This is a genomic window from Komagataeibacter europaeus (assembly GCF_002173515.1).
Lineage (GTDB): Bacteria > Pseudomonadota > Alphaproteobacteria > Acetobacterales > Acetobacteraceae > Komagataeibacter > Komagataeibacter europaeus.
Map to the genome: position 1 here is coordinate 537555 of NZ_CP021467.1, position 24727 is coordinate 562281.

Annotated in this window: 19 protein-coding genes; 12 read left to right on the forward strand and 7 right to left on the reverse strand. The window is 61.4% G+C overall.

Annotation, left to right across the window (positions count from 1 at the left end):
- Positions 1-71 precede the first annotated feature (71 nt).
- The 3 genes from S101446_RS02315 to S101446_RS02325 all read left to right on the forward strand — a co-directional run bounded on the left by S101446_RS02315 (position 72) and on the right by S101446_RS02325 (position 2251).
- Positions 72-1313, forward strand: a complete 1242-nt coding sequence (locus tag S101446_RS02315) for an FAD-dependent oxidoreductase (RefSeq protein WP_029335336.1) — start codon at positions 72-74, stop codon at positions 1311-1313.
- Entirely contained in the window at positions 1313-1765 is a 453-nt protein-coding gene (locus S101446_RS02320) for a c-type cytochrome (protein ID WP_048852071.1), read from the forward strand. The genes S101446_RS02315 and S101446_RS02320 overlap by 1 nt, the downstream gene beginning before the upstream one ends.
- Before the next feature lie 255 nt (positions 1766-2020).
- Complete coding sequence (locus S101446_RS02325; protein ID WP_231289887.1) at positions 2021-2251, forward strand: hypothetical protein; 231 nt, start codon at positions 2021-2023, stop codon at positions 2249-2251.
- Positions 2252-2355: 104 nt separating this feature from the next.
- Here S101446_RS02325 and S101446_RS02330 read toward each other — a convergent pair whose 3' ends face one another.
- Complete coding sequence (locus tag S101446_RS02330; protein ID WP_010508472.1) at positions 2356-2661, reverse strand: hypothetical protein; 306 nt, start codon at positions 2659-2661, stop codon at positions 2356-2358.
- Between the two features lie 428 nt (positions 2662-3089).
- Between S101446_RS02330 and S101446_RS02335 the strand changes: the two genes are divergently transcribed.
- The 4 genes from S101446_RS02335 to S101446_RS02350 all read left to right on the forward strand — a co-directional run bounded on the left by S101446_RS02335 (position 3090) and on the right by S101446_RS02350 (position 7582).
- Positions 3090-3845 (forward strand): glycosyltransferase, encoded by a 756-nt coding sequence (locus S101446_RS02335; RefSeq protein ID WP_231289888.1) that lies wholly within the window; start codon positions 3090-3092, stop codon positions 3843-3845.
- 118 nt (positions 3846-3963) lie between these two features.
- The gene (locus S101446_RS02340; RefSeq protein WP_087607483.1) at positions 3964-4272 is read left to right on the forward strand and encodes a hypothetical protein; all 309 of its coding nucleotides are present in this window, start codon (positions 3964-3966) and stop codon (positions 4270-4272) included.
- Positions 4273-4366: 94 nt separating this feature from the next.
- Entirely contained in the window at positions 4367-4834 is a 468-nt protein-coding gene (locus S101446_RS02345; protein WP_048852075.1) for a hypothetical protein, read from the forward strand.
- 402 nt (positions 4835-5236) lie between these two features.
- Positions 5237-7582, forward strand: a complete 2346-nt coding sequence (locus tag S101446_RS02350; RefSeq protein WP_087607484.1) for a mechanosensitive ion channel family protein — start codon at positions 5237-5239, stop codon at positions 7580-7582.
- A 104-nt stretch (positions 7583-7686) separates the two neighbouring features.
- Here S101446_RS02350 and S101446_RS02355 read toward each other — a convergent pair whose 3' ends face one another.
- Both S101446_RS02355 and S101446_RS02360 read right to left on the reverse strand, forming a co-directional pair.
- Positions 7687-9066: an Nramp family divalent metal transporter gene (locus S101446_RS02355; RefSeq protein WP_087607485.1), complete on the reverse strand. Its 1380-nt coding sequence runs from the start codon at positions 9064-9066 to the stop codon at positions 7687-7689.
- 403 nt (positions 9067-9469) lie between these two features.
- On the reverse strand, positions 9470-10639 hold the full coding sequence (locus tag S101446_RS02360) for an acyl-CoA dehydrogenase family protein (RefSeq protein WP_087607486.1): 1170 nt from the start codon (positions 10637-10639) through the stop codon (positions 9470-9472).
- 360 nt (positions 10640-10999) lie between these two features.
- Between S101446_RS02360 and S101446_RS02370 the strand changes: the two genes are divergently transcribed.
- Both S101446_RS02370 and S101446_RS02375 read left to right on the forward strand, forming a co-directional pair.
- Positions 11000-12046, forward strand: coding sequence for an aldo/keto reductase (locus S101446_RS02370; RefSeq protein ID WP_053323068.1), 1047 nt, complete (start codon positions 11000-11002; stop codon positions 12044-12046).
- Between the two features lie 220 nt (positions 12047-12266).
- Positions 12267-13607 (forward strand): hemolysin family protein, encoded by a 1341-nt coding sequence (locus S101446_RS02375; protein WP_026018670.1) that lies wholly within the window; start codon positions 12267-12269, stop codon positions 13605-13607.
- An 11-nt stretch (positions 13608-13618) separates the two neighbouring features.
- On the opposite strand, the gene S101446_RS17950 is transcribed toward S101446_RS02375, so the two are convergent.
- From S101446_RS17950 to S101446_RS02385, 3 genes are all read right to left on the reverse strand, one after another.
- Entirely contained in the window at positions 13619-13819 is a 201-nt protein-coding gene (locus S101446_RS17950; RefSeq protein WP_010508482.1) for a hypothetical protein, read from the reverse strand.
- A 75-nt stretch (positions 13820-13894) separates the two neighbouring features.
- Entirely contained in the window at positions 13895-18073 is a 4179-nt protein-coding gene (locus tag S101446_RS02380; RefSeq protein WP_244184401.1) for a hypothetical protein, read from the reverse strand.
- A 97-nt stretch (positions 18074-18170) separates the two neighbouring features.
- Positions 18171-19136, reverse strand: a complete 966-nt coding sequence (locus tag S101446_RS02385) for a hydrogen peroxide-inducible genes activator (RefSeq protein WP_087607488.1) — start codon at positions 19134-19136, stop codon at positions 18171-18173.
- A 144-nt stretch (positions 19137-19280) separates the two neighbouring features.
- On the opposite strand from S101446_RS02385, the gene ahpC reads away from it, so the two are divergent.
- From ahpC to S101446_RS02400, 3 genes are all read left to right on the forward strand, one after another.
- A complete protein-coding gene (gene ahpC, locus S101446_RS02390) occupies positions 19281-19844 on the forward strand; it encodes an alkyl hydroperoxide reductase subunit C (RefSeq protein ID WP_010508485.1) in 564 nt (187 codons plus the stop codon).
- Between the two features lie 76 nt (positions 19845-19920).
- Positions 19921-21504 (forward strand): alkyl hydroperoxide reductase subunit F, encoded by a 1584-nt coding sequence (ahpF, locus tag S101446_RS02395; RefSeq protein WP_010508486.1) that lies wholly within the window; start codon positions 19921-19923, stop codon positions 21502-21504.
- A 232-nt stretch (positions 21505-21736) separates the two neighbouring features.
- A complete protein-coding gene (locus S101446_RS02400) occupies positions 21737-23128 on the forward strand; it encodes an NAD-dependent succinate-semialdehyde dehydrogenase (RefSeq protein WP_087607489.1) in 1392 nt (463 codons plus the stop codon).
- A 44-nt stretch (positions 23129-23172) separates the two neighbouring features.
- On the opposite strand, the gene S101446_RS02405 is transcribed toward S101446_RS02400, so the two are convergent.
- A complete protein-coding gene (locus tag S101446_RS02405; protein ID WP_408884641.1) occupies positions 23173-24627 on the reverse strand; it encodes a glucoamylase family protein in 1455 nt (484 codons plus the stop codon).
- Positions 24628-24727: the final 100 nt, after the last annotated feature.

A 24727-nucleotide genomic window follows, 5' to 3' on the forward strand; every position in this document is an offset into this window, starting at 1 on the left:
GGGCACGGACAGATACAAAAGGCTGGAACTTGACCGGTTTTGACGACAACCAGAAAATCAGGCGTTCTGGCCTGAAACGCAGGGACCTGTTTGCCGGTTCCCTGGCTTTTGGCACCCTTGGCGCGCGCGGCATGTGGAATTCCGTGCCCGCCGCCGCAGCCGCCCTGCAGCGCACAGCTGTCGGTGGCACCGTGCCCCGGCTGGTGCCCATGCGCGCCCATGCCGACCAGATCACCGATATCAAGGTCTGCCTGCGCCCGTTCCGTCCCGCCGGTCCCCGGCTGGATGTCGAACGCGTGGGTGACAAGGTGGTCATCCATAATTATGGCCATGGCGGCAGTGGCTGGTCCCTGTCGTGGGGATCGGCCGATATCGCGGTGGGCAAGGCGGCGTCGCTGTCGCCGCGGCGGATCGCGGTGGTGGGCTGTGGCGTGATCGGCCTGACATCGGCGCTGAGCGCGCAGCGCGCGGGCTTTGATGTTACCATCTATACCCGCGACATGCTGCCCCATACCCGTTCCGTTCGGGCCAATGGCAGCTGGACGCCGGATTCACGCATCGCGCTGACCGCCCCCGCCGGGCCGCAGTTTGCCGAGGTGTGGGAACAGATGGCCCGTTATTCATGGAAAACCTATCGCGACTATCTTGGCCTGCCGGGCAACCCGATTGATTTCCGTGACAACTACACGTTATCGGACACGCCGTTTGAAGAAGGCCCCGAACCCGAGGGCCGCACGGGACCGGGGGATTACGCATCGACCGGAATGCCGCGCGCGACCAGCGAATTCGCGACATATGGCGACCGGATCAGGGACATCATTCCCGCACCAGAACTGCTGGCCAGTCAGGATAATCCCTTTCCCGTCGCGTACGCGCAGCGTGCGCCGATGATGATGTTCAATTTCGGCGCGTACGGGCATCTGCTGCTGTCGGAATTCTATCAGGCGGGCGGCAAGGTCGTGATCCGTGAATTCCATACGCCAGCTGACATGAAATCCATAGCGGAACCCGTCATCATCAACTGTCCCGGCTATGCCGCGCGGGACCTGTGGGGGGACAGGACCCTTATTCCCGTGCGTGGGCAGACGACATGGCTGCCGCCCCAGCCGGATGTCATGTACGGGGTGGAATACAAGGGGGCGGCAGCCCTGTCCAAAAGTGACGGGCTGATGATCCAGGCTGTTGACCTGAATAATGTTGGCGAAATGGAAGGGGTCGGCAACAGCTTCGAGCATGCTGACCGCGCTGAATCTGAAAAGGCGATTGCGGTGTTTGAAAACCTGTTTGCACGCTTTCCCGCGGGGCGTGGCTGATGCGCGGGCGGGGCCATGCCTGCCGCGCGGGCCTTGGGGCCGGGCTTTTGCTGGCGCTGGTGCATGTGGGCGCACCCACGGCCAGCGCGGCGCCGGCACGGACCGTATCCTACTACACCACGGAACAGGCCCAGCGGGGGGAGGGTGCGTACCAGCAGTTCTGCGCGGTCTGTCATGGCGCCAGCCTTGCGGGGGCGTTTGACGTGCCGCCGCTGAAGGGCCGGTTCGTCACCAACTGGTCCGGCGCCACGCTGGATCGGCTGTTTGACTATATTTCCAGGGCCATGCCGCTGTTTTCCCCCGGCGCGCTGACACCGGCGCAGAATGCCGACCTGGTTGCGTTCATTCTGCGTGAAAATGGCGTGCCTGCGGGTAAGGTGGACCTGCCGGCCACGGATGCCGCGCTGAAAACCATGATGTTTCCCGTCATTTCCGCTGACAGGGTGAAATAACCCGGGCATCCCGCCACGTGTGTGCATGGGACGTGGCGGGATAATTTGTTTAGAGATCGTTTTGAAAGCGGCTTGCCCAGAAACATTCTTCTTTTCAAACGGTCCCTTACTTCGGATCACAGTGTGGGGAGAAAATGTAATCTTCCCGAACTTATGCTAATATCTGGCGTTGGGTGCGTGTGGCAGGCTGCTACAGCGTTCCCACATACCTCGTGACAGTTCCAGTACCCACCATGCAGATGCAGGGAGATGGACATGACGAAGTCAGATTACACCGTGAATAATCAGGAACTTGAGACACGGGCAATCAGCCTGTGGAACAAGCAGCATCCCGACCGCCCATGGCGGCGGCTAAGTAACCTGCACCGCTATCGCCGGTCCACGCACGCGCTGCAGGGCATCCCGGCCTTTCCGGAAGAACAGGCGCAGTTCCGGTTTCTTGCATCACATGGCATGGGCCTTTCACAAGGCAAAAACTGCATGTAATCCTGCGGCGCGGGCAGGGGGCATGTCCGCATGCGCCTGTCGGCCATAGTGGATCGTGACGATACGGGTGGGGGCAGTCATGCCCCCACCCGTTTTCTGTATGGTCAGTGCAGGGCGGACGGACTGCGCAGGGTCTGGTGATTGGTGGACATGCCAGGGTGGTCCGGGCTTTTGTTGCCTGCGGGCTGCTTGGTCAGGGGCTGATCGGGCTGCTGTTGCTGCCGGGCCGGATCGACCTGTTCCGGCAGTGGTTCCGTCTTGCGGGAATAAGGTTGTGCCCGTTCGATCGAGGACGGCGAATTGCCGCCTGGCTGGCTGACATTCCTGTCCTGCGGGTGCTGCTGGGCCATGGCGGCCGGAACGGTGGCCAGCGGCAGGCATAGCATGAGTATTGCAGGAAAATATCGCATTGCGTCATGTCCCTGAAGATATCTGGAGGGAGGAGCGAAAAACCGTCATCCTCCCCCGCTTTCCTGTCGATAGCGTGCAGGCATATGAACAGTTCCGGACCGCAGGCTGTTTTATTGTCATTTTTACTGCCTGGCGTCTTTATGCCATTCCGTCCCGTACTGAAATAATTTGAAACTTCAATGAAGGTGGAATGTTATAACCCGGATCACGGTGTTCAGGCGCAACGCAGGGCCGATCAGGTACATGCCAGTGCCTATATGAAATGCGCATGACGGAAGTGTGCATGTTTGTACGGTCATGACGCATATGGTGAAAAGGGAGTGCGCACATGCCGAAGGGACATTCTACCCAGGCGGACTTTTTTGATTCCGATTTCTGTCAGCATAAGAATTTCTGGCAGAAACGTAAGGTTTCCGTCCTGACTGACATGCTGTTTGATATTCACAACACGAAATTCGCCAGGCAGGTCAGGCGTATTGCGACACGCCACCCGATCCGCAAGGTGCTTGTCACATCCGTACAGGTTCCCAGACGCGGCAGGAAGCTTGATAAAGTATTCAGCCGGTTCATGAATACACGGCACACCGTTGACTTTGCCCCGGTCCGCATGGCACGTGGCCGCGGCAAGTTCAGTAACATCAATACAGCCCTGTCGAAGGTCAATCTGCCTGATTACGACTGGGTCGTGGTCACGGATGATGATGTAAACCTGCCCCCCCGGTTTCTGGACATGTTCATTCCACTATGTGAAATCATGGACCTGAAGATATCACAGCCCGCGCATCGGTATCATTCCTATACATCCTTTACTTTCAATTACAGGAAATGGAACAGCATTGGCCGTGTAACACGGTATGTGGAAGATGGCCCCGTTACGGCATTCCACCGGGACGCCATGGCTTACCTGTTTCCTTTTCCCGAATTACGCTGGGCATGGGCGACCGATATCGCATTCTGTGATGAAGCCCGCAGGAATCACCACAATGTCGGTATTGTCGATTATACGGCCATTGAACATCTCAAGCCCGCCGGGCATGATTATCCCGTAAGGGAAGCCACGGCCGAGGCCCGTGCCTTCCTGTCGCGCCGGTCATTGCAACCTGACCGGCAGGACCTGTTCCGTGATACGGAAATACTTCGCCATATCGGCAACGGATGCCTGACATATGACGTCATGATGTAAGGGGGCATATCCCTGCATTGCCGGTCAATGCTGGTCGTTTTCATGAATTCCCTTTATGGCAATCCGCACGGGATGACCATGTCGCAATGGCATCCGCAGTTTTCGTGAAGGATTGACCATGCCCCCATTGCATGATGATGCCCTGTCCCCGGCCGAACAGGCGCAACTGGGCATGCATATCTGGCACAATGCCTTTTGCGCTGCCCTGCTGGATATGGATGCGGCGCAGCGCAGGACCCTGCTGGCCCGGCTGGAACGGCTGGGCCAGACAATAGAGCGCGGCAAGCATACGCCCAGCCGCGTCAATACCCCCGCCGCGCGCGATCATGCCCTGAACCTGGTCCGGCAGGCCGTGAGGGAGGCCGAAAACCACATCCCCCCGCTGCGCATACCCCAATGGTGTCGGGATGTCCCTGATTGTGACTGATCGTGCATAAGCGTCTTTTCCTTGTTGCTGATTGTCTGCGGGCTGCAACTGGCCCAGTTTGACATTGTAATCATGATGGAAAAGAGGATTTGACGTGATTGACCATGATCTGCAGGGGGCGATGCTGCGCCGCATGGCCGCCAACGGGGGGACGGCCAATCTGGCGCCCGAGCACGATGCGGATGCCGAACGCTGCGCCCGAAACCTGCTTGATCTGGAATTGCAGGGACTGAGCAAGGGGGGCGTCAGCATTACCCCGGATGGATTGCGGATTACGGGGGACAGCACCCTGACCAATGCAGGACGTGCATATCTGGACCGTCCGGACGATATGCATGTGGTGCTGGATGGTCCCGACACCGTAAAGGCCCTGCATCAGCGTATTGCAGGCGATCCCGATCTGTCGGACACGGAACGGCATGACCTTGCCCGTTCGCTTGACGGCATGCATCCGCTGACGTTGAAAGCCTTTGGTCAGGAACTGCTGGAACGCGCGGTATCACACGGGTCGGATACGGTATCACTGTTGAAAAAACACGCGGCCCCCAGGGACAAGCCGTAAGCGCGGCCGTCTTTCATGCTGGCCCGCGCATGGAATTATTTATTTCAAAAGCAAATATAAGAAAAAACGTATGAAAAATTAAAACATAAGTCTTATTTAAATAAAAATTAAGCATGACAAATAAAAGTCGATTGCCGCAAGTAAATTGTAAAAAGGTAGGCGGTTTCTTGCATATCAGGTCGGCTTCCCTGTCTCTGCGCTTTTACAGCCATCTCTGCAATAACGCAGGATGATTGCCTGAAATGGGAAAATATCGTGCCGTGTTTACATGGCAGGTATTCATGATCAGGCAGCCGGGATGGAAGGGGAACAATGCGGCACTTAACCGATACTTGCCAACGGGGCGGCAAAGGCCGTTTCCTGCCGGGGTTCTGGCGGGTTGCCGTTCTGGGGTTTGTCGCAATGTGCCTGCTGGCCATGCCGGGGCATGGCCGTGCCGCCGATACGGATGCAACGCAGGGCATGACCCGTGAACAGGCGCAGCAGGTGCTGGCCGTCATGAACGACCCGGCAAAACGGGCTGAATTCACCAATACCCTGTCGGCTATCGCATCCCGGCTGCCTTCCGTCCCCGCTGCCCCTGCCGCCGCCCCCAAACCTGCCGCGGATGCCCTGTCGGTTGAACCCGATACGCTGGGCAGTGACCTGGTGCAGGACATGGGAAGCCTGCGTGGCCGCCTGATCGTGCAGGCCCAGCATTTTGTCGCCCTGTTTGGCGACCTGGTGTTTGTGGCGCACTGGACCCACACCATTTTTGCCGATCCGCAATCGCGGATGATCCTGTTTGACGCCATGGGGCGGGCGACCCTGATCCTGCTGCTGGCGCTGGCGGCGGAACATGGTTTTTCCCTGCTGCTGCGCAAGCCGCTGCTCAAGGTCACTGAACGGGCGGTCGCGACCGAACGCCGCCTGAACCTGCCCGACGCCACGGCCGCCCCGGCGGCAGCGCCCGCGACCGGGGCGACGACGCAGGACAAGGATGACGCGCAGGTCCAGCAGGGCGACATGCAGGCCCAGCACGCAACACTGCGCCTGCTGGCCCGTGTGCCGTATTCACTCATGCATCTGCTGATCAAGCTGTTGCCGGTGGCGCTGTTTTTCGCGCTTGGAACCTGTTTTGCCTATCTGCTGACCACCACGCATCAGGCCATGCTGGTCACGCTTACGCTTACGAATGCCTATGTGGTCGCCCGCGTGGTCTATCTGCTGATGGAAACGCTGTTCGTGCCGCATTCGCCCGCCATCCGGCTGTGCAGCGCCAGCGACCAGACGGCCTTCATGGTCACGCACTGGCTTAACTTCCTTGTCGCGGCACCGTCGGTCGTGGTCTGCCTGTCCACGCTGGGCGGCGTGTTTGACATGCCCGCGCGCGGGACGGAGGCAATCATCCGTTCCGTCGTGCTGATCGAACACGTGCTGGTCGCCATTTTCACGTGGCGGGTCCGCATGCATGTCGCACTGGCCCTGCAGCCGCCAGCGCGTCTGCGCACGCAGCCATTCTGGATGTTCCTGGGGCGGTTGGTCTATCTGTGGTGGGTGCCAGCCATGTTCTTCAACTTTGCGTTGTGGCTGATCTGGGCAACCCATATCCAGGGTGGCTATGCGTGGATCATCCGTACCGTCATCCTGACAACGGCTGTCGTGATCCTGTCGCGGGTGCTGTCGGTCCTGATCTTCAACCTGCAGAACCGGCTGTTCCATGTTTCCCCCGCGATGGAGGCGCGTTATCCGGGCCTGCAGGCGCGCGTGAACTATTATTACCCGGTTTCGCGCAAGATCCTGTCGTTCCTCATGTTCTTCGCCTCCGCCACGCTGTTCCTTCAGGCGCTCGGGTTGCCTGCCATCCACTTCCTGCTGCATGGCAGGCTGGGGCCGAAAATCATTGGCGCGATGCTGTCCGTCCTGGTTGCCTACACGGTCGCCATCATCATATGGGAAGCCGCCAACGCCGCCCTGCAGGGGCAGATCGCCCGCTTCGAGAATTCATCCCAGACCGGTCGGGCCAGCAGGCTGCGCACGGTCCTGCCCATTATCAAGACCGTGCTGCTGGCGCTGATCATCATCATCGTGGCGGTCACCACGCTGTCGCAGATCGGGATCAATGTCGCCCCGCTGCTGACCGGTGCGGGCATCATGGGTGCGGCCATCGCCTTTGGCGCGCAGAGCCTGGTCAAGGATTTCATCACAGGCTTCTTCATGCTGGTGGAAAACGCCATTCAGGTGGGCGACTGGGTAACCGCCGGTGGCGTGTCCGGTACGGTCGAACACCTGTCGATCCGGACCCTGCGGCTGCGTTCGGTCAATGGCGACCTGCATATCATCCCGTTTTCTGAAGTGTCGTCCATCGCCAATACATCGCGTGACTACAACCTGGTCGTGGTGGATTTCATGATCGACCTCAGTCAGGACACGAAGCAGCTTTGCGCCATCCTGCATGAGGAACTGGAGATCATGCGCAAGACGCCCCGTTACGGGCATCTCATCATGTCCGAATTCGCTTTCCTTGGTATTGAGCAGGCGGATGGAAATGGCGCGCGTTTCCTTGGTTCCGTCCGCACCGCGCCGGGGTCCAAATGGACGGTATACCGTGAATATTACAGCCGTCTGGCCGTGCGCATGAATAATGAAGGCATCAAGTTCCCGGTCCCCAGCTTCCTCAACCTGCTGGACAACGGCCCGGGGGCAGATGGCCTGAAGGTAACGGCGACCGTCCCCCCCGCGACAGGGCCACACGCGCCACAGGCCTGATCCCTGCAGGAAAGTTTCAGGGAATGCCGCCTTTCCGGAAAAAGGCGGCGCCCGGAAGCTTTTATTTCTGTCAATATTTCATGTTGCGCCGCGCGCAGCGATTGTCACGTTGCAAAAACCGTATCGTAAAGCAGCTTGAAATTCAGCACCAGAATGATGGCCGCCACCAGCCACGATAACAGGGCGAATGGGCGGGAGATGACGAATTCCCCCATTTTCCGCCGGTCGGATACAAACATTACCAGCGGGATCACGGCAAAGGGCAGTTGCAACGACAGGATCACCTGACTGGCCAGCAGCAGTTGCCCTACGCCCCTGTCGCCGTAAAGGGCCGTGACAATCACAACCGGGACAATGGCCAGCCCACGTGTCAGCAGCCGTCGCGCCCAGTGGGGAATACGCAGCCGCAGGAACCCTTCCATGATGATCTGACCGGCCAGCGTGCCGGTAATGGTTGAATTGGTGCCCGCTGCCAGCAGGGCAACCGCAAACAGGGTGGAGGCAATGCCCAGCCCCAGTACGGGGGACAGCAGGCGGTACGCGTCCTCCAGTTCCGCGACATCCTGATGCCCGGTGGTGTGGAAGGCGGCAGCCGCAACAATCAGGATGGCGGCATTGATGAACAGCGCCAGCATCAGCGCAAGGGTGCTGTCCCATGTGGCCCAGCGTATGGCATCCCGTCGCCCCGGCACGGTGCGGGGAAAGGCGCGTGTCTGCACGATGGAGGAATGCAGGTACAGGTTATGCGGCATGACCGTCGCCCCGATAATGCCAATGGCGATATACAGCATATGGCTGTTGGTCACGATCCGGGGGGAGGGCACGAACCCCTTCAGTAACGCCATGACGGGGGGCTGTGCCGCCACGACCTGTATGGCAAAGCACAGTGCAATGATGCTGAGCAGCCCGATAATGAAGGCTTCAAGATAACGGAAGCCCCGGTTCATCAGGAACAGCACGAGAAAGGCGTCCAGCACGGAAATCAGCGCGCCCACCAGCAGGGGTATGCCAAACAGCAGTTGCAGCGCGACCGCCGTGCCGATGACTTCCGCCAGGTCGCAGGCGATGATGGCCAGTTCACAGGCCAGCCACAGGACGATGTTCACGACCGGCGGGAAGTGATCGCGACATGCCTGCGCCAGATCACGCCCGGTGGCGATGCCCAGCCGTGCCGACAGTGATTGCAGGATGATCGCCATGCAGTTTGACAGCAGGATGACAGACAGCAGCGTGTAACCGAACTGCGCACCGCCCTGCAGGTCGGTGGCCCAGTTTCCGGGGTCCATATACCCGACCGAAACCATATAGCCCGGCCCCACGAACGCCATGAACCGGCGCAGCCATGATGCCCCGGCATCCGGCACCCGCACGCTGGCGAAGGCTTCGGGCAGGCTGTTGGTTTCAGCTTCCCCCGATCGGGCGAAACGCCATGCTGCGGTGGCGGGAGGGGGCGAGGCAGGCGGTCTTGCTGGCGTCATGGGCATACTCAATCGTATCCCCCATAAATATGCAATATGCTATATCACATTGCATAGGGAAATTTTATCAGCATATACCATGACATGGCGGGCATAATGTATGAAGTATAAGATCATGGAAAAGTTTGGTGATGTATTTATAAATAAATTTTCAATAAATTCGTATTCCAAGGCTGCGATTGAAAATAATAAAAGTTTATTGGACCTAGTTTTTTTAACTTGGTGTTTTTTGAACATTTTTTGGAAAAGGCTTCACCAAAAAACTTTCTTATGATTGCAGGATATTCCTCACCTGATTTTTAAACTGCCTTCAAGGAAAGGCAGCATTCCAGAATTTTTATTATTTTTTCAATTGTCCGTTTGGAAACGATCTTTCAGACAACAGGCGGACCCGGCCATATGGTGATGGTCATGAACGCTGTGGCGGTTCCGTCAGGGCCGCCCTGCCTGCCGCCGCCAACGCCACGTCGCCCTGGGGGGAGTGGATACGCGCGCAGAGCACGTTGCGAAAATGTCGTTCCAGGGGGTTATCCTCGCTCAATGCCGGGTTGCCGATCGCGGCAACGCCCAGTTCCACGGCTTTGATGGCGTTTTCCGTCACGACGTATTTGGCCAGGTTGGCTTCGGTGCCGGGATAGGTCCCATTTTCAGCCCGGTCGAGGGCCGCGTCCATTATGCTCCGGTTGGTCATCAGCAACGCGTCAATCTGTCCCAACAGCGTATGGAACCGGGGCAGGGTGGCAAGTGGCCTGCCCAGCGCCGTCGGCACGCGCGCATGCAGGAACGAAATCAGCCAGTCACGCGCGGCACGGGCCACGCCATCATACAGCGCTGCAATGGCCAGCGCATGGCCGGTAACCAGCGCCCCGTCATTGCTTTGCCACTGTTCGGGCAGTCGCAGGTCAACCAGTGCCGTCTCGGGCAGTTCGACATTTTCAAATACAAAGGTATGGCTGCCTGTCGCGCGCATGCCCATCTGGTGCCAACTGCGTTCAATGCGTACGCCCGGCGCATGCAGGTCAACCAGAACCTGCCCGACCCGTGGCTGGGCTTCATCCGTTGCGACCCATACCGTGCCCCAGCGCAGGGCGGTTGACCCGGTGGAATAGATTTTCCGCCCGTTTAGCACCACTTTGCCCGCGTCAGATGTAATGCGTGTCGCGGGCAGGCCGCCACGTGACGGGGTGCCCAGTTCAGGCTCGACCCGCAGCGCGTTGATCAGCGCACCATCGTGCAGGGCGGTTTCGGTCACCTGCCGTCGCGCGGCTTCGGGCCAGTGGTCGGATTGCGCAATCAGCATATGCTGCAGGAAATGCATGGCCATGATCAGTGCGGTGGTGGGATCGCCAGTGGCAAGGGTGCCAACCACGTCAGTCACCTGCCGCAGGCCGCCCCCCTGTCCCCCGTCCGCGCGCGCAATGGTCAGGCCCAGCAGGCCCGCCGCACGGCATTCGTCAAGGTTTTCGGTGGCGATTTCACCAGATCGGTCATGGGCGGCCGCACGGGTGGCAAAACGTGCCGCCAGTGCGTCCGGTGTCTGTCGGGTCGTCGGAACGGCAGGGGTAGAGGGTGAACCCATGGCTCAGATATCCTTGCGGCGGTTATCCATGATGGATCAGGCCCTGTGGACTTCATCACCATGTATCGATGCATGCAACCCATGCTGCGTCCGGCATCGCGCGGATCAGGCGGTGGTCTGTATAAAACGATAATTAATGTACATTTACAAAAATATCATGCGGTCCGGTTGAAATGATCGGGCATCATGTTACCGTCCAGACATGGTTCCCCATCCCCTGATCCCGCCATGGATGTGGGGAGGGGGAAGGCACGTGTCCACGCGGTCGCGCCTGCAAGGGCACGATGACTGTCATGACCGTCCATATCCCGGTTGCGCAGTGCGGGCGTGCCGGTCCTTTTTTAACCAGCAGGATTTCAGATGAAGCAACGTGAACTTGGGCGTACCGGTATCAGGGTCAGCGAGATCTGCCTTGGCACAATGACATTCGGCCAGCAGAATACGGAAGCCGAGGGGCACGCCCAGCTTGATATGGCCGTGGCGAACGGCATCAATTTCATTGATACGGCCGAACTGTATTCCATTCCCCCACGCGCCGAAACCTATGGTGCGACGGAGCGGATCATCGGCAGCTGGCTCAACGCCCGTGGCGGGCGCGAGCGTCTGGTTATCGCCAGCAAGGTTGTCGGGCGTGGCACGTCGCCATGGTTCCGCCCCGGGGGCGAGGAAACGCGCCTGACACCGAAACAGATCCGTTACGCGCTGGACGGGTCGCTGCGCCGCCTGGGCACGGATTACATCGACCTGTACCAACTGCACTGGCCGGACCGGAAGGTGGGCCTGTTCGGGGCGGGGGGCAATACGTTCACCACCGTGCCCGATGCCGAGGAGGTGCCGATTGCCGAAACGCTGGGCGTGCTGGGCGAACTGGTGAAGGAAGGAAAGATCCGCCATGTCGGCCTGTCGAACGAGACCGCATGGGGCCTGTCGCAATACCTGGCCGAAGCCCGCAATGGCGCGCCGCGCGTCGTGTCGATCCAGAACGCCTATAACCTGATCAACCGCACGTTCGAAATCGGGCTGGCGGAAATGTCGCTGCGCGAAGGGGTGGGGCTGCTGGCCTATTCACCGCTGGCGCAGGGATACCTGACCGGCAAGTACCTTGATGGCGCGCGGCCTGCCGGCGCGCGCACGACCCTGTTCAACCGTGGGCAGCGTTATGAAAAACCCGGTGTGGACGACGCCGTTCGCGCCTATGTCCAGCTTGCGCATGAATACGGGATCGACCCCGTGCAACTGGCCATCGCATTTGTCACGTCGCGTCCGTTCGTGACGTCCAACATAATTGGCGCCACCAGCACGGCGCAGCTTGAGACCATCCTGGGGGCGGAAAACGTGACCATCACCCCCGAACTGGAGAAACGGATCAACGCCATCCATCAGGTCCATTCCAACCCGGCGCCCTGAGTGACGCGCCATGGCCGCCTGGCCCGGTTCGGGGCTCAGTAACGCCATGGCGGTCTTTTCCCGCCGGGACGGGCTGCCTGCATCCCGTTATCAATATTCCGTAATGTAATATGATTGCGGGCTAACATTTCATCCAGGAACGTCAACTTAATTTCCTTATCTATGCCAGCCCCTAAAATTACGTGCTATATTGAATGGCCGTTGTTTTATGGGTGTTCCGGTGATTTTGTTTTTTTCTGGCCTGATCGCGCTTGTCCTTCTGGTCGCACTTAATATCTTCATTTCCCTGTCTGAAATATCATTTGCCGCCGCACGTGACGCACGCCTGCGTTCGCGTGCGGAAGCGGGCGATGAACGGGCCACCGCGTTCCTTAAGCTGCGGCGCAACAGCGGGCAGGTCATGACCGTGCTGCAGATATGCCTCAATGGCGTGGGCGTGCTGGGCGGCATGATCAGTTCGGAAATGATCGCGCCATCCGTCACCCATGGGCTGATGGGGTGGGGGCTGCCGGCCCCGACCGCGGAAACGCTGGCCTCGGTCTTCGGGTTCGTGCTGGTGACGGGGCTGTTCGTGCTGTTTGCCGACCTGCTGCCCAAACGTGTCGCCATGAACGCGCCCGACAAGATCGCCCTGGCTGTCGGCTGGTTTCCGGCTGCCGCGCTAAAGCTGCTCTATCCCATCGTCTGGGTGTTTTCCAAGATGTCGGACGCGATCCTGCGCGCCCTGAAGATCCCGGCGGCATCAGCGGTCGAACCGGTCACGCCAGAGGACCTGCGCGCGATCCTGGCCGCTGGCACGGCGTCGGGCGTGCTTTTGGAACAGGAACACCAGATGATCCAGAACGTGCTGGGCCTGCAGGACCGTTCGATCACGTCCGCCATGACCCCGCGTGATGAAATCGTCTTCCTCGACCTGCAGGAAACAATCGAGGAGCAGAAGACCAAGGTCCGCGCCAAGCCCTATTCACGCTATCCCCTGTGCAATGGCGGGCTGGACAATGTCGTCGGCTCCATCCGCGCGGAAGACGTGCTGGCGGCCGTGGTGGACCGTGACCCGACCCAGCCGCCCGCCAAGGGGCCGCAGGGCGCGCTGTCCAGTGGCAACGCGATCTTTCAGGTGCGGCGGGATGTCCTGTCCGTGCCCGAGACGATCAACCTGTGGGACACGCTGGCGCAGTTCGACACGCATGGCGCGGGCTTCGCGCTGGTGGTGAACGAATACGGGCTGGTTGTCGGGCTGATTACCTTCAAGGACATCATGGGCGCCCTGATGGGCGGCCTTGCCAACCCGTTCGAGGAACAGCTGATCGTGCGGCGTGACGCCAATTCATGGCTGATCGACGGCGCTGCCTCCATCGGTGACGTACGTCGCGAACTGGAGGCGGCCGATCTGGATGAAGCCGGGCCATTCGACACCATTGGCGGTTTTGTCATGCACCGCCTGCGCCGCATGGCGCGCAAGGCCGACCGGGTGGATACGCTGGGTTTCCGTTTCGAGGTGGTTGATGTGGAAGGCTTCCGCATCAACCAGCTGCTGGTCACCCGGCTGACCGGGCAGTAACCGCCACGGGGTCATGGTCGCCCCATGCCGCCCCCGCCGCCCATATAGGGGCCACCGTATCCGCGCCCGGGACCGCCATACCCGTTTCCGTATCCGCCACGGTGATAGCCGTCATACCCACCGCGGTGATGATGGTGATAGTGGCCATCATGGCACCCCGCGACGGACAGGCCGATGCTCAGGGCGATGAATAACCTGATGGAACGTGTCATGGGAAAACCCTCCATTACCTGCCGTGACAACGCCATGGTGGTGCAAAGGTTTGGGCCACGCGGCCCGAATACATGCTAGCGGCTGCGTTTGCGTACGATCAGGCCATGCATGGCCCGGGCCTTTTTCAGGACGGGCTGGAAGGTCGCGCGATCCGTCTGGGCCAGATCGGTCAGCAAAGACGTGGCTTCATGCACCGTATGCAGGGCCGTGTCATAATCCTTGTAGGTAATCAGGTACTGCGCCAGGTCGAGCAGGCACTGCGCCAGCTGCGGGCGGAATTCCTGCGGGTGGTCGATGACGAGGATGCGGTACAGCGACAGTGCTTCCTTCAGCGCCACCCGCGCCTGATCCAGCTGTTCCAGTCCGTTATGGCATAAAAAGGTCTTGTACAGGCTGTCCGCGTAACCGGCGCGGTGGCGGTCGGGATCGCTGGCATACAGCCGGGCGTAGATGGCAGCCGCTTCCTGTGCGGATTCCAGGGCGTCCGCCCATGCGGGCACGCCGCCCTGCCACTGGCACGTGCATAACCGGACAAGAAAACAGGCAAGATCGGGCAGGAACTGTTCGGGATATGAGTCGGCCAGCGTGCGGTACAGTTCCACGGCATCAAGGGTATCAGCCATGGAATCATCCCGGCCCGTCGCCGCCTGCCGCAGGCGGGGCAGGGCGCGCAGGCATTCGGCAAGCGGGGCTGAAAAATCGGCCGGTTCCTGTCTGGCCAGCCTGGAATACAGGTCGATCGCCTCCGTAACCGCCTGCAACGCGGCGGCATGCTGCCCCAGCGTGTCATGCAGGCTGGACGCACGGGCCAGGTTTGCCGCCAGCGCCGGTTCAAGCGCCCCAAGCCCGGGCGATGATATGGACGTATCCTGTTCAATCAGCCTGCGGAACCGCGATATGGCCGAGGTCGTGGACGCCAGCGAACCCTTGGTCTGTGCCAGATGCATCTGGCACATGCCCAGCACGCTGTATTTTTTGGCCAGTTCCCATTCAAGGCCTTCTTCGCCCCTGTCAATCAACTGCTGGTAGATGGCGATAATGGCTTCGGCTACCCGGCGCATGTCGTCATACTGGTCCTGGGTTTTGTAGATATAGGCCAGTATGTCCATGCTGCGCGCCAGGGCGACGTGGCGCTGGCAGTCGTCAATGATCTGTTTGTCCATGCGGCCGTGATGGACGGATATGGCACGCTGGATGGCCTGCAATGCCTGCTCGGGCTGACCGTTGTCCAACAGTTGCCGCGACAGTTTTTCCAGGCTGCCAATCAGAACCGGCGTGAAAATGGCAGGATGCTGCTGGACAAGGGAAGTAAGGTCGTCAATGGCTTCGTGCCACAGGGCAAGGTAAACTTCCTTTGCCGGGCTGTCCTCGCGTGTCATGTTTTCCAGATCGGAAAGCACCCGCTTCAGTTCGTCGGCAAATGTCCCGGGACGCAGGGCCGCGAGTTCCATCATCATGCCCAGGCCTTCATGCCATGGCGCGTAGATCTGTTCAGGCAGCCCCAGTTCCAGCGTGACCACTGTCTGCCCCAGCAGAAGGGTGGCCAGCTGCATGCGCATCTGCAGGTTGTCCGGGTTCCGGGCCACGATGTCGCGGTACAGGGCCAGTACGTCGCGCAGCAGGGAAAGGCAGTCATCCGTCCGGTCGCCCATCAGCAGGCCCGCCACATCCCTGAATGCCTCCAGCATGGCTTCATGGAATTGATCTGGGTCCTTCAGGGTCAGGTCCATGTACAGCCTGACGGCGGCAGTGCCGCTGGCGATGGCCCCGTCGTGCTGGTCCCACCTTTCCTGGCGTTGCGACAGTTCGGTCAGGATATGGGCCTGCCGGGGCGTGAAGCGCTTCGGGTCCGTCTGTGCCAGTGTGCCGTACAGGTCGGCTACCTCCTGCATGGCCTGCATGTTTTCCACCCTCAGGGCCGGATCGGTGGGGGATGAATGCATGTTGAACCGTTCAAGCTCCCGCGCCAGCGGCAAGCGGAAGATGTCCGGCCCTTTTTCCGCCAGTATCCGGTACAGCCGGATGGCTTCACGCAGGGTATGGTGACGTTCCGCTACCCGTCCCAGCGCGCCGTGGCACCGGGTAAGGGTGACAAGGCACGCCGCCAGTTCAGGCAGGCCCGCATCCTGCCGCCGCTCGGTAAACGCGAACTGGAGCGAGACGGCTTCCTCCATGGATTTCAGCGCGGCTTCGTCCTGTGACAGTTCCAGCTGGTGGCTGGCCAGCTGGTGCAGGCTGTCCGCCAGCGCGGGCTGGAACGTATCGGGGTAATCATGGGCCAGTGCCGTGTACAGGATCACGGCCTCCAGCGCGGTTTCACGTGCTTCCTCATACGCGCGCAGGCTGGCCTGGCATGATGACAGCAGCAGCAGGCTCGCGGCCAGGTCGGGCTGGAACGTCACCGGGCTTGCATCGGCCAGCCGGGTCTGGATGGCGATGGCGCGGCGCAACGTCCGCCGCGCCGCCATGGGCTGATCAAGGTCATGCTGGGCACGCGCCACCTGATACAGGCTACGGGCGCGGTAGGGGCGGAAGGTCGCCGGGTCATCTTCCGCCAGTGCGGTGTAGGCCGCCACCGCCTGCCGCGCCATGGGCTGGGCGGTAGCCGGGGCATCCAGCCCGTTATCGTACCGTGCGATGTCATGCAGGCTGGCGGCGGCGGCAGGGCGGCAGGCGGGATCCCGTGCGGCAAGGGCGGTCTGGACTGCCATGGCTTCGTGCGCCGCATGCCGTGCCTGTTCCGGCTGCCACAGGTCGGCATGGCGGTGGAACAGGGCGGTCAGCGCCCGGCCCAGCGGGGCGGTGGGGGCCGATGTTCCGTCCGCGCGCAGGCTGGCTGTCAGCCTTTCCGCCATATCCAGCGCAATGGCCTGTATCCTTGTTCCCTGCCGGGGCAGGTGCTGCGCCAGGGCCAGTAACGCGTCATGATCCGCGACGCACAGCCCGGTCAGATGTTCCAGCCAGGCAAGGGGCCGGTTGTCCCCGATCTCCCACGCGCCCTGGCAGGCGCGGACCGTTCCGGCAACCAGCGGCAGGCGCAGGGATGGGGTGGCAGGCAGCCGGTCCAGTATTTCCGTCCCCTGCGACATGACCAGATGCATGCCAAGCGCACCAGCCACCATGCCGGGCAGGGACACCGCCGTGCCGCCGTCGCATCCCGGCTGGGCCATGCGCAGGGCATGCAGGCAGGCTTCCATCCGGGCGGGCGCATCGGGCTGGCTGGCCGGGGCTTCGGCCTGCGCAGCCTGTCGCAGCGTGGCCGCATCCATGCCGCCACACAATGCGCTGATACCCGTCAGGTGCCACGCCTGCGGCCGCATGTCTTCCGGCATGCCGCCATCCGCCTGCCACAGGGCTTCGATCCGCCGGACCTCCTCTTTCACCATGCGCGACAGGAGGGACGGGATGCCGAGCGTGCGGGCAGCCAGCAGTCCCTCGCGCGCCGCGACAAACCCCAGCGCGATCAGGAACAGGGTCGATCCTTCCCGTGCCAGTTCATCCAGCTTGTGGCGCAGCATCATGGCGGTATCAAGCGGTGGCGCACTGCTGCTGGTGGCGCGATAGGCGGCGGCGAAAACCGCATATCGGGCGTCGGCCCCGGTCAGCGGGGGCAGGTCGGGCCATTGTGCTGGGGACAGCAGGGCGGGCAGGGCAGCGTCCGCCGCATTATCCGGGCTGAAGATCTCATTCACCCACAGGGTGTCCAGTCCCGCGCGTTCCAGCAGGACAAGACGCAGCGGATGGGCGGGACAGGGCTGGCGGACCAGTGCGCGCAGCCATGCCCTGACCTGCGTGGCCCGGCTGGCCGCGTTGTCGATAATGACCAGCGTGGGCTGCTGCCAGACCGTGGTGAAGGGCACATCCGGGAAAATCCCCGCCTTACCCGGCGGCAGGAAACCCGCCATCCAGCCATCTTCCCGCGCGCGGGCGGCCAGTTCGGTGCCCAGGCGCGTCTTGCCCTGTCCCGGCCTGCCGGTAATGATCTGGACCGACACGTCCCGCGTCGTATCCGCCATCCACTGGCGCAGCGCATCCAGCCGTTCCCCATGCCCCTGGAACGGAATGTCATGGCTGTTGCCGGGATGGAGGATCCGGGCCAGTGACCGCCGGCTGCCCGTTTCCGCCGGGGCCGGGGCGCAGGCGGCCAGATCCAGGGAGTGGCTGACCGGTTCCGCGGTTCCCGGATCGTTACAGATTATTTGCAGGACTGTATTTCGGGTCCGGGATTCATGCATGCGGTGATTACGGCTCATTACCTGACTATACCCATGGATGAAAAGCGCGATAAAGAGGCTTTCCCCGCTATTATGGTCCAATGCCCCTAAAAAAATATCAGCCGGCCCCCCACGGTCATGCGGGCTGGATGTGCGTCCCGTCATGCGGTGGGGGCGGGGCATCAGCCGACGTGCAGCCTTCGGGCGGATTTTCGCGCAGGAAGCGGGCAAATTCATCAAATGCCGGGCCACGCGGGTCGGATGTGCGCCAGACAAGCCCGATCGTGCGACCCGCGCCGGGCAGGGGGGTCACGGTGATCAGCCCGTCCCATTCGCCCCGGTGGCGCAGCGCCAGGCGGGGGATCAGGGAATATCCCTCACCCGCGCCAATCATGTGCCACAGCATTTCAAGGCTGGTGGCCAGGCGCGACGGGTCGCGCCGTGACGACATGCCACACAGCGCCAGCGCCTGATCGCGCAGGCAGTGCCCGTCTTCCAGCAATAGCAGGTCCGGTCCCCTCAGGTCCGGCATCGCCAGTGCCTTGCGCCGGGCCAGCGGGTGGCTGGCGGGAAAGGCGGCCAGAAACGGTTCGCGGAACAGGGGCGCGTACTGGAGTCCTTCCCCGCTGACCGGCAGGGCCGCGAAAACCACATCCAGTTCGTCATGGCGCAGCATCCGCAGCATCGTATCCGTCAGGTTGTCGGTCAGTTGCAGCTTCAGTTGCGGATAGGCCCGCCGCAGCAGCGGGAGCAGGTCGGGCACGTAATAGGGGCCAAGGGTTGCAATGATCCCCATGCGCACCACGCCTTCCAGCGGGCCGGTGCGTGCGCGCGCGGCCTCGATCATGGCGCGGGCGGCAGCCAGCACGTCGCGCCCCATCGCGATCAGGCGCGCGCCATCGGGCGTGACCGTTACATGGCGGCGCGTGCGTTCGAACAGGACCACGCCCAGCAGCGATTCCAGCTTGCGCACCTGTTCCGACAGTCCGCCCTGGCTTACGCCGCAGCGTTCCGCCGCGCGGGAGAAGTTGCGCAGGTCGTCCACCGCCACCACATATTCGATGTCGCGCAGCGACAGGCCCGAAAGAGGAATATAATTCATATCTATAGATAGGACCGATTTCGTGGCATTTGTAAAAAGGTTTTTCCGATCAGACCCATTGACAGAAACGGTTTCTCCCCATTTCGTGTTTGTGGGACAGATACCCGGTCAATAACTGACAAGCCAAAGCAAGGAGCATTCCGCATGGCACGCATCAATTCGTCTCTGAAGCCGTTCGAGACAGACGCCTTCCACAACGGAAAGTTCATCAAGGTGAGCGATGCCGACGTGAAGGGCAAATGGTCCGTCTTCTTCTTCTATCCGGCGGATTTCACCTTCGTCTGCCCGACGGAACTGGAAGACCTGGCTGAAAATTACGAGACGTTCCAGAAGCTGGGCGTGGAAATCTACTCGGTTTCGACCGACAAGCATTTCACCCACAAGGCATGGCACGACACGTCACCGGCCATCAGCAAGATCAAGTTCGTGATGCTGGGCGACCCGACCGCCCACATCGCACGTAATTTTGATGTCTATATCGAGGAAGCGGGCGTGGCCGACCGCGGCACCTTCCTGATCGATCCGGAAGGCAGGATCCAGTACATCGAAATTACCGCTGGCAGCGTCGGCCGCAGCGCCGCCGAACTGATCGCCAAGATCGAGGCCGCGCAGTACGTCGCGTCCCACCCCGGCGAAGTCTGCCCGGCGAAGTGGAAGGAAGGCGGTGCCACGCTGACCCCGTCGCTGGACCTCGTCGGCAAGATCTGACGCCCATGGCCCTGGCCCGGTCCGGCAGGACCGGGCCACCCATGCCACCTTTTCCCAAAGAGCGGAGTCCATTCCCATGTTGCAAGATCCCATCAAGACGCAGCTCAAGGGTTATCTGGCCAGCCTTGCGCACCCGATCGTGCTGGAGGCCAGCCTGGATGACACCCCCGCTTCGCGTGAGATGCATGAACTCCTGCATGAGGTCGCCGCCCTTTCGGACAAGGTGCAGGTGTCCGAGACAGGGCAGGCTACCCGGCGGCCCAGCTTCGTCATCCGCCGTGATGGCGCGAAAACGGGGGTGACGTTCGCCGCCATCCCGCTGGGGCATGAGTTCACCTCCTTCGTGCTGGCGATGCTGCAGGTCGGCGGTCACGCGCCAAAGATCCCCGATGACGTGGCGGCCCAGATCCGCGCCCTGCCGGGACCGTACAATTTTGAAACCTATGTCGCCCTGTCGTGCCAGAACTGCCCCGATGTGGTGCAGGCGCTCAATGCGATGTGCGTGCTGAACCCCAACATCCACAACGTCACGATTGACGGGGCGCTGTTCCCTGATGAAGTCGCGGCGCGCAACATCATGTCCGTGCCGCAGGTTTACCTGAACGGTGAACTGTTCGAGACGGGACGCATGGAAATCGAACAGATCCTGGCGAAACTGGATGCCGATGCTCCGCGCCGCGCCGCGGAAAAGCTGAAGGATGTCGCGCCGTTTGATGTCCTGATCATTGGCGAGGGACCCGCTGGCGCATCGGCTGCGGTGTATGCCGCGCGCAAGGGGCTGCGCACGGGGCTGCTGGGCGACCGCTTTGGCGGGCAGGTCATGGATACCGCCGGCATCGAGAATTTCATCTCCATACCCGAAACCGATGGCCCGAAACTGGCTGCGGCGCTGGAGGCGCATGTCCGGCAGTATGACGTGGACATCATTCCCGGCCAGCGCGCCAAGGAACTGTTCCCCGCCACCCAGCCCGGCGGCCTGCATGGCGTGGTGCTGGAAAGTGGCGCGGTCCTGCATTCCCGCACGGTCATACTGGCCACCGGCGCGCACTGGCGGCACCTTGGCGTGCCGGGCGAGGAGGAATACCGCAACAGGGGCGTCGCCTACTGCCCGCATTGCGATGGCCCCTTCTACAAGGGCAAGCGCGTGGCCGTGGCGGGTGGTGGCAATAGCGGGGTGGAAGCGGCCATCGATCTGGCCGGTATCGTCGCCCACGTGACCCTGCTGCAGCGCGGGTCGCACCTGAAGGCGGACAAGGTATTGCAGGACAAGCTGCATACCCTGCCCAATGTCACGGTCCTGACCGAGGCCCTGACCACGCGGATCGAGGGCAACGGCCATAATGTGACCGGCCTGACCTATCGCGGCGGCGATGGCGCGGACCACCATATTGATCTGGAGGGGGTGTTCGTGCAGATCGGCCTGCTGCCCAACACGGGCTGGCTGAAGGGCACGCTGAAGCTGAATGACTTTGGGGAAATCATCGTCAATGACCACGGTGCCACCTCGATCCCCGGCGTGTTCGCGGCGGGCGATGCGACGACCACGCCCTATAAGCAGATCGTCATTGCCATAGGCGAAGGGGCGAAGGCGGCGCTGTCCGCCTTTGACTACCTGATCCGCGTGCCTGCGCCTGCACCGGAAAAGCTGGTTACGGCCTGATGGGAAAGTAATAAAAGTTTCCGGGCGCCGCCCTTTTTTCAAAAAGGCGGCGTTCTTCCTGGCTTTCCGGAAATGGTTTGGTGGATATCGACATGTGCAGATACCACGCAACCCCGACGCCTTCATGCCGTTCTGCACGCACAGGCGGCATGAAGACGGCGTTGGCCGGTTAAACGCAACGCCGCTGCATGGACCACGCCTGTTGCCCCAAGATCCGGATGGAGACAGGCCAATGGCGTACAAGACAGTCAATCCGTTTACCAATGAGACCATTGCAACATTCCCCGACCTGACGGATACGGAACTGGCGCAGAAGCTGGACCGTGCCCAGGCGACATACAAGGAATGGTCGAAACTGCCTTTTGCCAAACGCGCGGCCATCGTGGGGAAGGCTGCCGACCTGCTGCGCACGCAGAAAGATAAATATGCCCGCCTGCTGACGCTGGAAATGGGCAAGCTGTACCGCGAAAGCCTGGCGGAAGTCGAACTGTCCGCCGATATCCTGCAATATTATGCCGACAATGCCGAAACCTTCCTTGCCCCGCAGAAGCTGAAGGAAAAAAGCGGGCGCGGGGATCAGGCGATGGTGGTCAGCCAGCCACTGGGCATCCTGTTCGCCATCGAGCCATGGAACTTCCCGTATTATCAGCTTGCCCGCGTGGTGGGACCGCAGTTCATGGCGGGCAATGTGGTGGTGGTCAAACATGCTTCCAACGTGCCGCAGGCGGCGGCCGCGTTTGAACAGCTGTTCCGTGACGCCGGTGCGCCGGAAGGGCTGTATACCAACCTGTACGCCACCCGTGACCAGTTGGGCAAGATCATTGCCGATGACCGCGTGATTGGCGTCGCCCTGACCGGTAGCGAGGGGGCAGGCGCCATCGTGGCGTCACAGGCGGGCAAGGCGCTGAAAAAGACCACCATGGAACTGGGCGGCAGCGACGCCTTTATCGTGCTGGAGGATGCCGACCTTGAAAAATCCGTGAAATGGGCGGTCTGGGGGCGCATGAACAATGGCGGCCAGTGCTGTGTCGCGGCCAAGCGCATCATTGTGGCCGATCCGATTGCCGATGCCTTCCTGGACCGCTTCGCGACCGAACTGGGCAAACTGGTGCCCGGTGACCCGATGGATGAAAAAAGCGGTGTCCCGCCCCTGTCATCGCAGGGGGCAGCCGACCAGCTGAATGAACAGGTGGAACTGGCGGTAAAGAATGGCGCGAAGGTCATGCGTGTCGGTCCCACGCCGCCCAACCGGGGCGCGTTCGTGCAGACGAGCATCCTGACCGATATCACGCCCGACAACCCGGTTTTTCATCAGGAACTGTTTGGCCCGGTCGCCATGTTCTTCCGTGTCCGTGACGAGGCGGAGGCCATCGCCCTGGCCAATGACAACCCGTACGGGCTGGGTGGTTCGGTTTTCACGTCCGATACGGCGCGTGGCATCCGGGTGGCCGAACAGATCGAGACGGGCATGGTCTATGTCAACCATCCCACATGGACGACATCCGACCTGCCCTTTGGCGGGGTCAAGCGGTCGGGGTTCGGGCGCGAACTGTCATCCATGGGCATACAGGAATTCGTCAACAAGAAGCTGATTGACGTCGTGCCGATCGATGCCGGTCCGTAAACCTGTCGAAAGAAGTTTCTGGTGAAGCTTTTTTCAAAAACACATTACGACGGATTGGCCGGGGCTGCCGGTCCCCGCGCGGCATCGCTGGCTGGCGCCGTGGGGGACGGCGGGGCAAGCTGTGACGTCCGGGTATCCCGCCCGGTGGCGGTGGCAGTCGGGGCAGGCAGCCACCCCCCTTCAAATCCCGCGCGTTCCAGTCCCGCGCGGATATAGGGGTTGCGCTTCATCACGTTCCACACCAGCCCGCTGCGCCAGTTTTCGATCATGAGCAGGATCGGCCCCTGATCGATGCCCAGATATTCCCGATCGGTCCAGAAGGCCTGCCCATTGCGGAAACTGGGGTTGAACGCATCCACGAAGCCATACCGGCCGTAGATGTTCTGCCCGTACCGGTTTTTCATGTTCCGCAGCGTCGGCAGCACGATTTCAGGCGCGAACGCAATGGAGCCGGCGGCGGCGGTGGGGGCTACGGTGCCATCATCCTGCGTGTAGTCGCGGCCCGCGCCACGGGCGGAATAGGACAGGAAATGCCGTGACTGCCCATTGATCTGCCGGGTCATGTCACCGGGACCGTCACAGGCGGTCAGGCCCCACATCGTTGCACTGTAATCCTGCCACTTGCCGGGGTTGGCAATGGCATAGGCCCGCTGTGCATAGACGGCACGACGGCTATTTTCAAAATAATCGATCTGTTTTTCACGCGTCCATGCGTCCTGCACACCACGGAAATCGATCCATGCATGGGTGTACTGGTGGCCGAACAGGGGCGCGAAGTTCAGGAAGGTCTGGCCATAATAATCCCCCCAGCGCTGGTTGTTGGTGGCCAGCCATGCCTGCCACGACGCAGGCGCCAGCGCATGGGTGGGGGAACCAAGGCCAAGGATGTAGGCCATCATCCCCTCGTTATAGCCTTCCCAGTAGCTGGGGATGAAGGCGTGTTCGGGACTCCATCCCATGCTCAGCCGGTTGTCGGGACGGGTCATCCACTGCCAGTTGACGCGTTTGTACAGCTGGTCCGCCAGGTTACGGATCTCGGCTTCGCGCGGTGTCTGGCGGTCATAATAGGACTGGGCGAACAGCACGCCCTGCATCAGGAGTGCGGTGTCGATGCTGGACAGTTCGATATCGTGGTTGAACCGCAGGCCCGTCCCCTTGCCGAGGAAATGGTAGTAAAACCCCTGATACCCCATCGCCCCGTCGGCGGTGTCGTTCTGCGGGCCGTCCATAAGGTAATGCAGGGTGGCCAGCGTCCGGTTCGCGGCCTGCGCGCGGGTGACATAGCCCCGGCTGGCCCCGATGCCGTAGGCCGTCAGCCCGAAGCCGATGGAGGCCACGCTGCTCAACGTCTGGGGGGATGGATAACGGTCGGGGACCAGCCCCGTTCTTGCATCCCCCGCATCCCAGAACCAGCGGAAGGTCCGGCGTTCCAGATCATCCACAAGGGCATTATCCGCCGCACTGGTTGATACATGGGGAACGGACGGGCTTGCGGCCACGTTGCCTGCAACACCATCCACGGCATATGCACACAGCCCGGGAGCGGACACGGCAAGGATCAGCGCTGACAGGAAGGCACGCGCGTGCCCACCCCCTGGT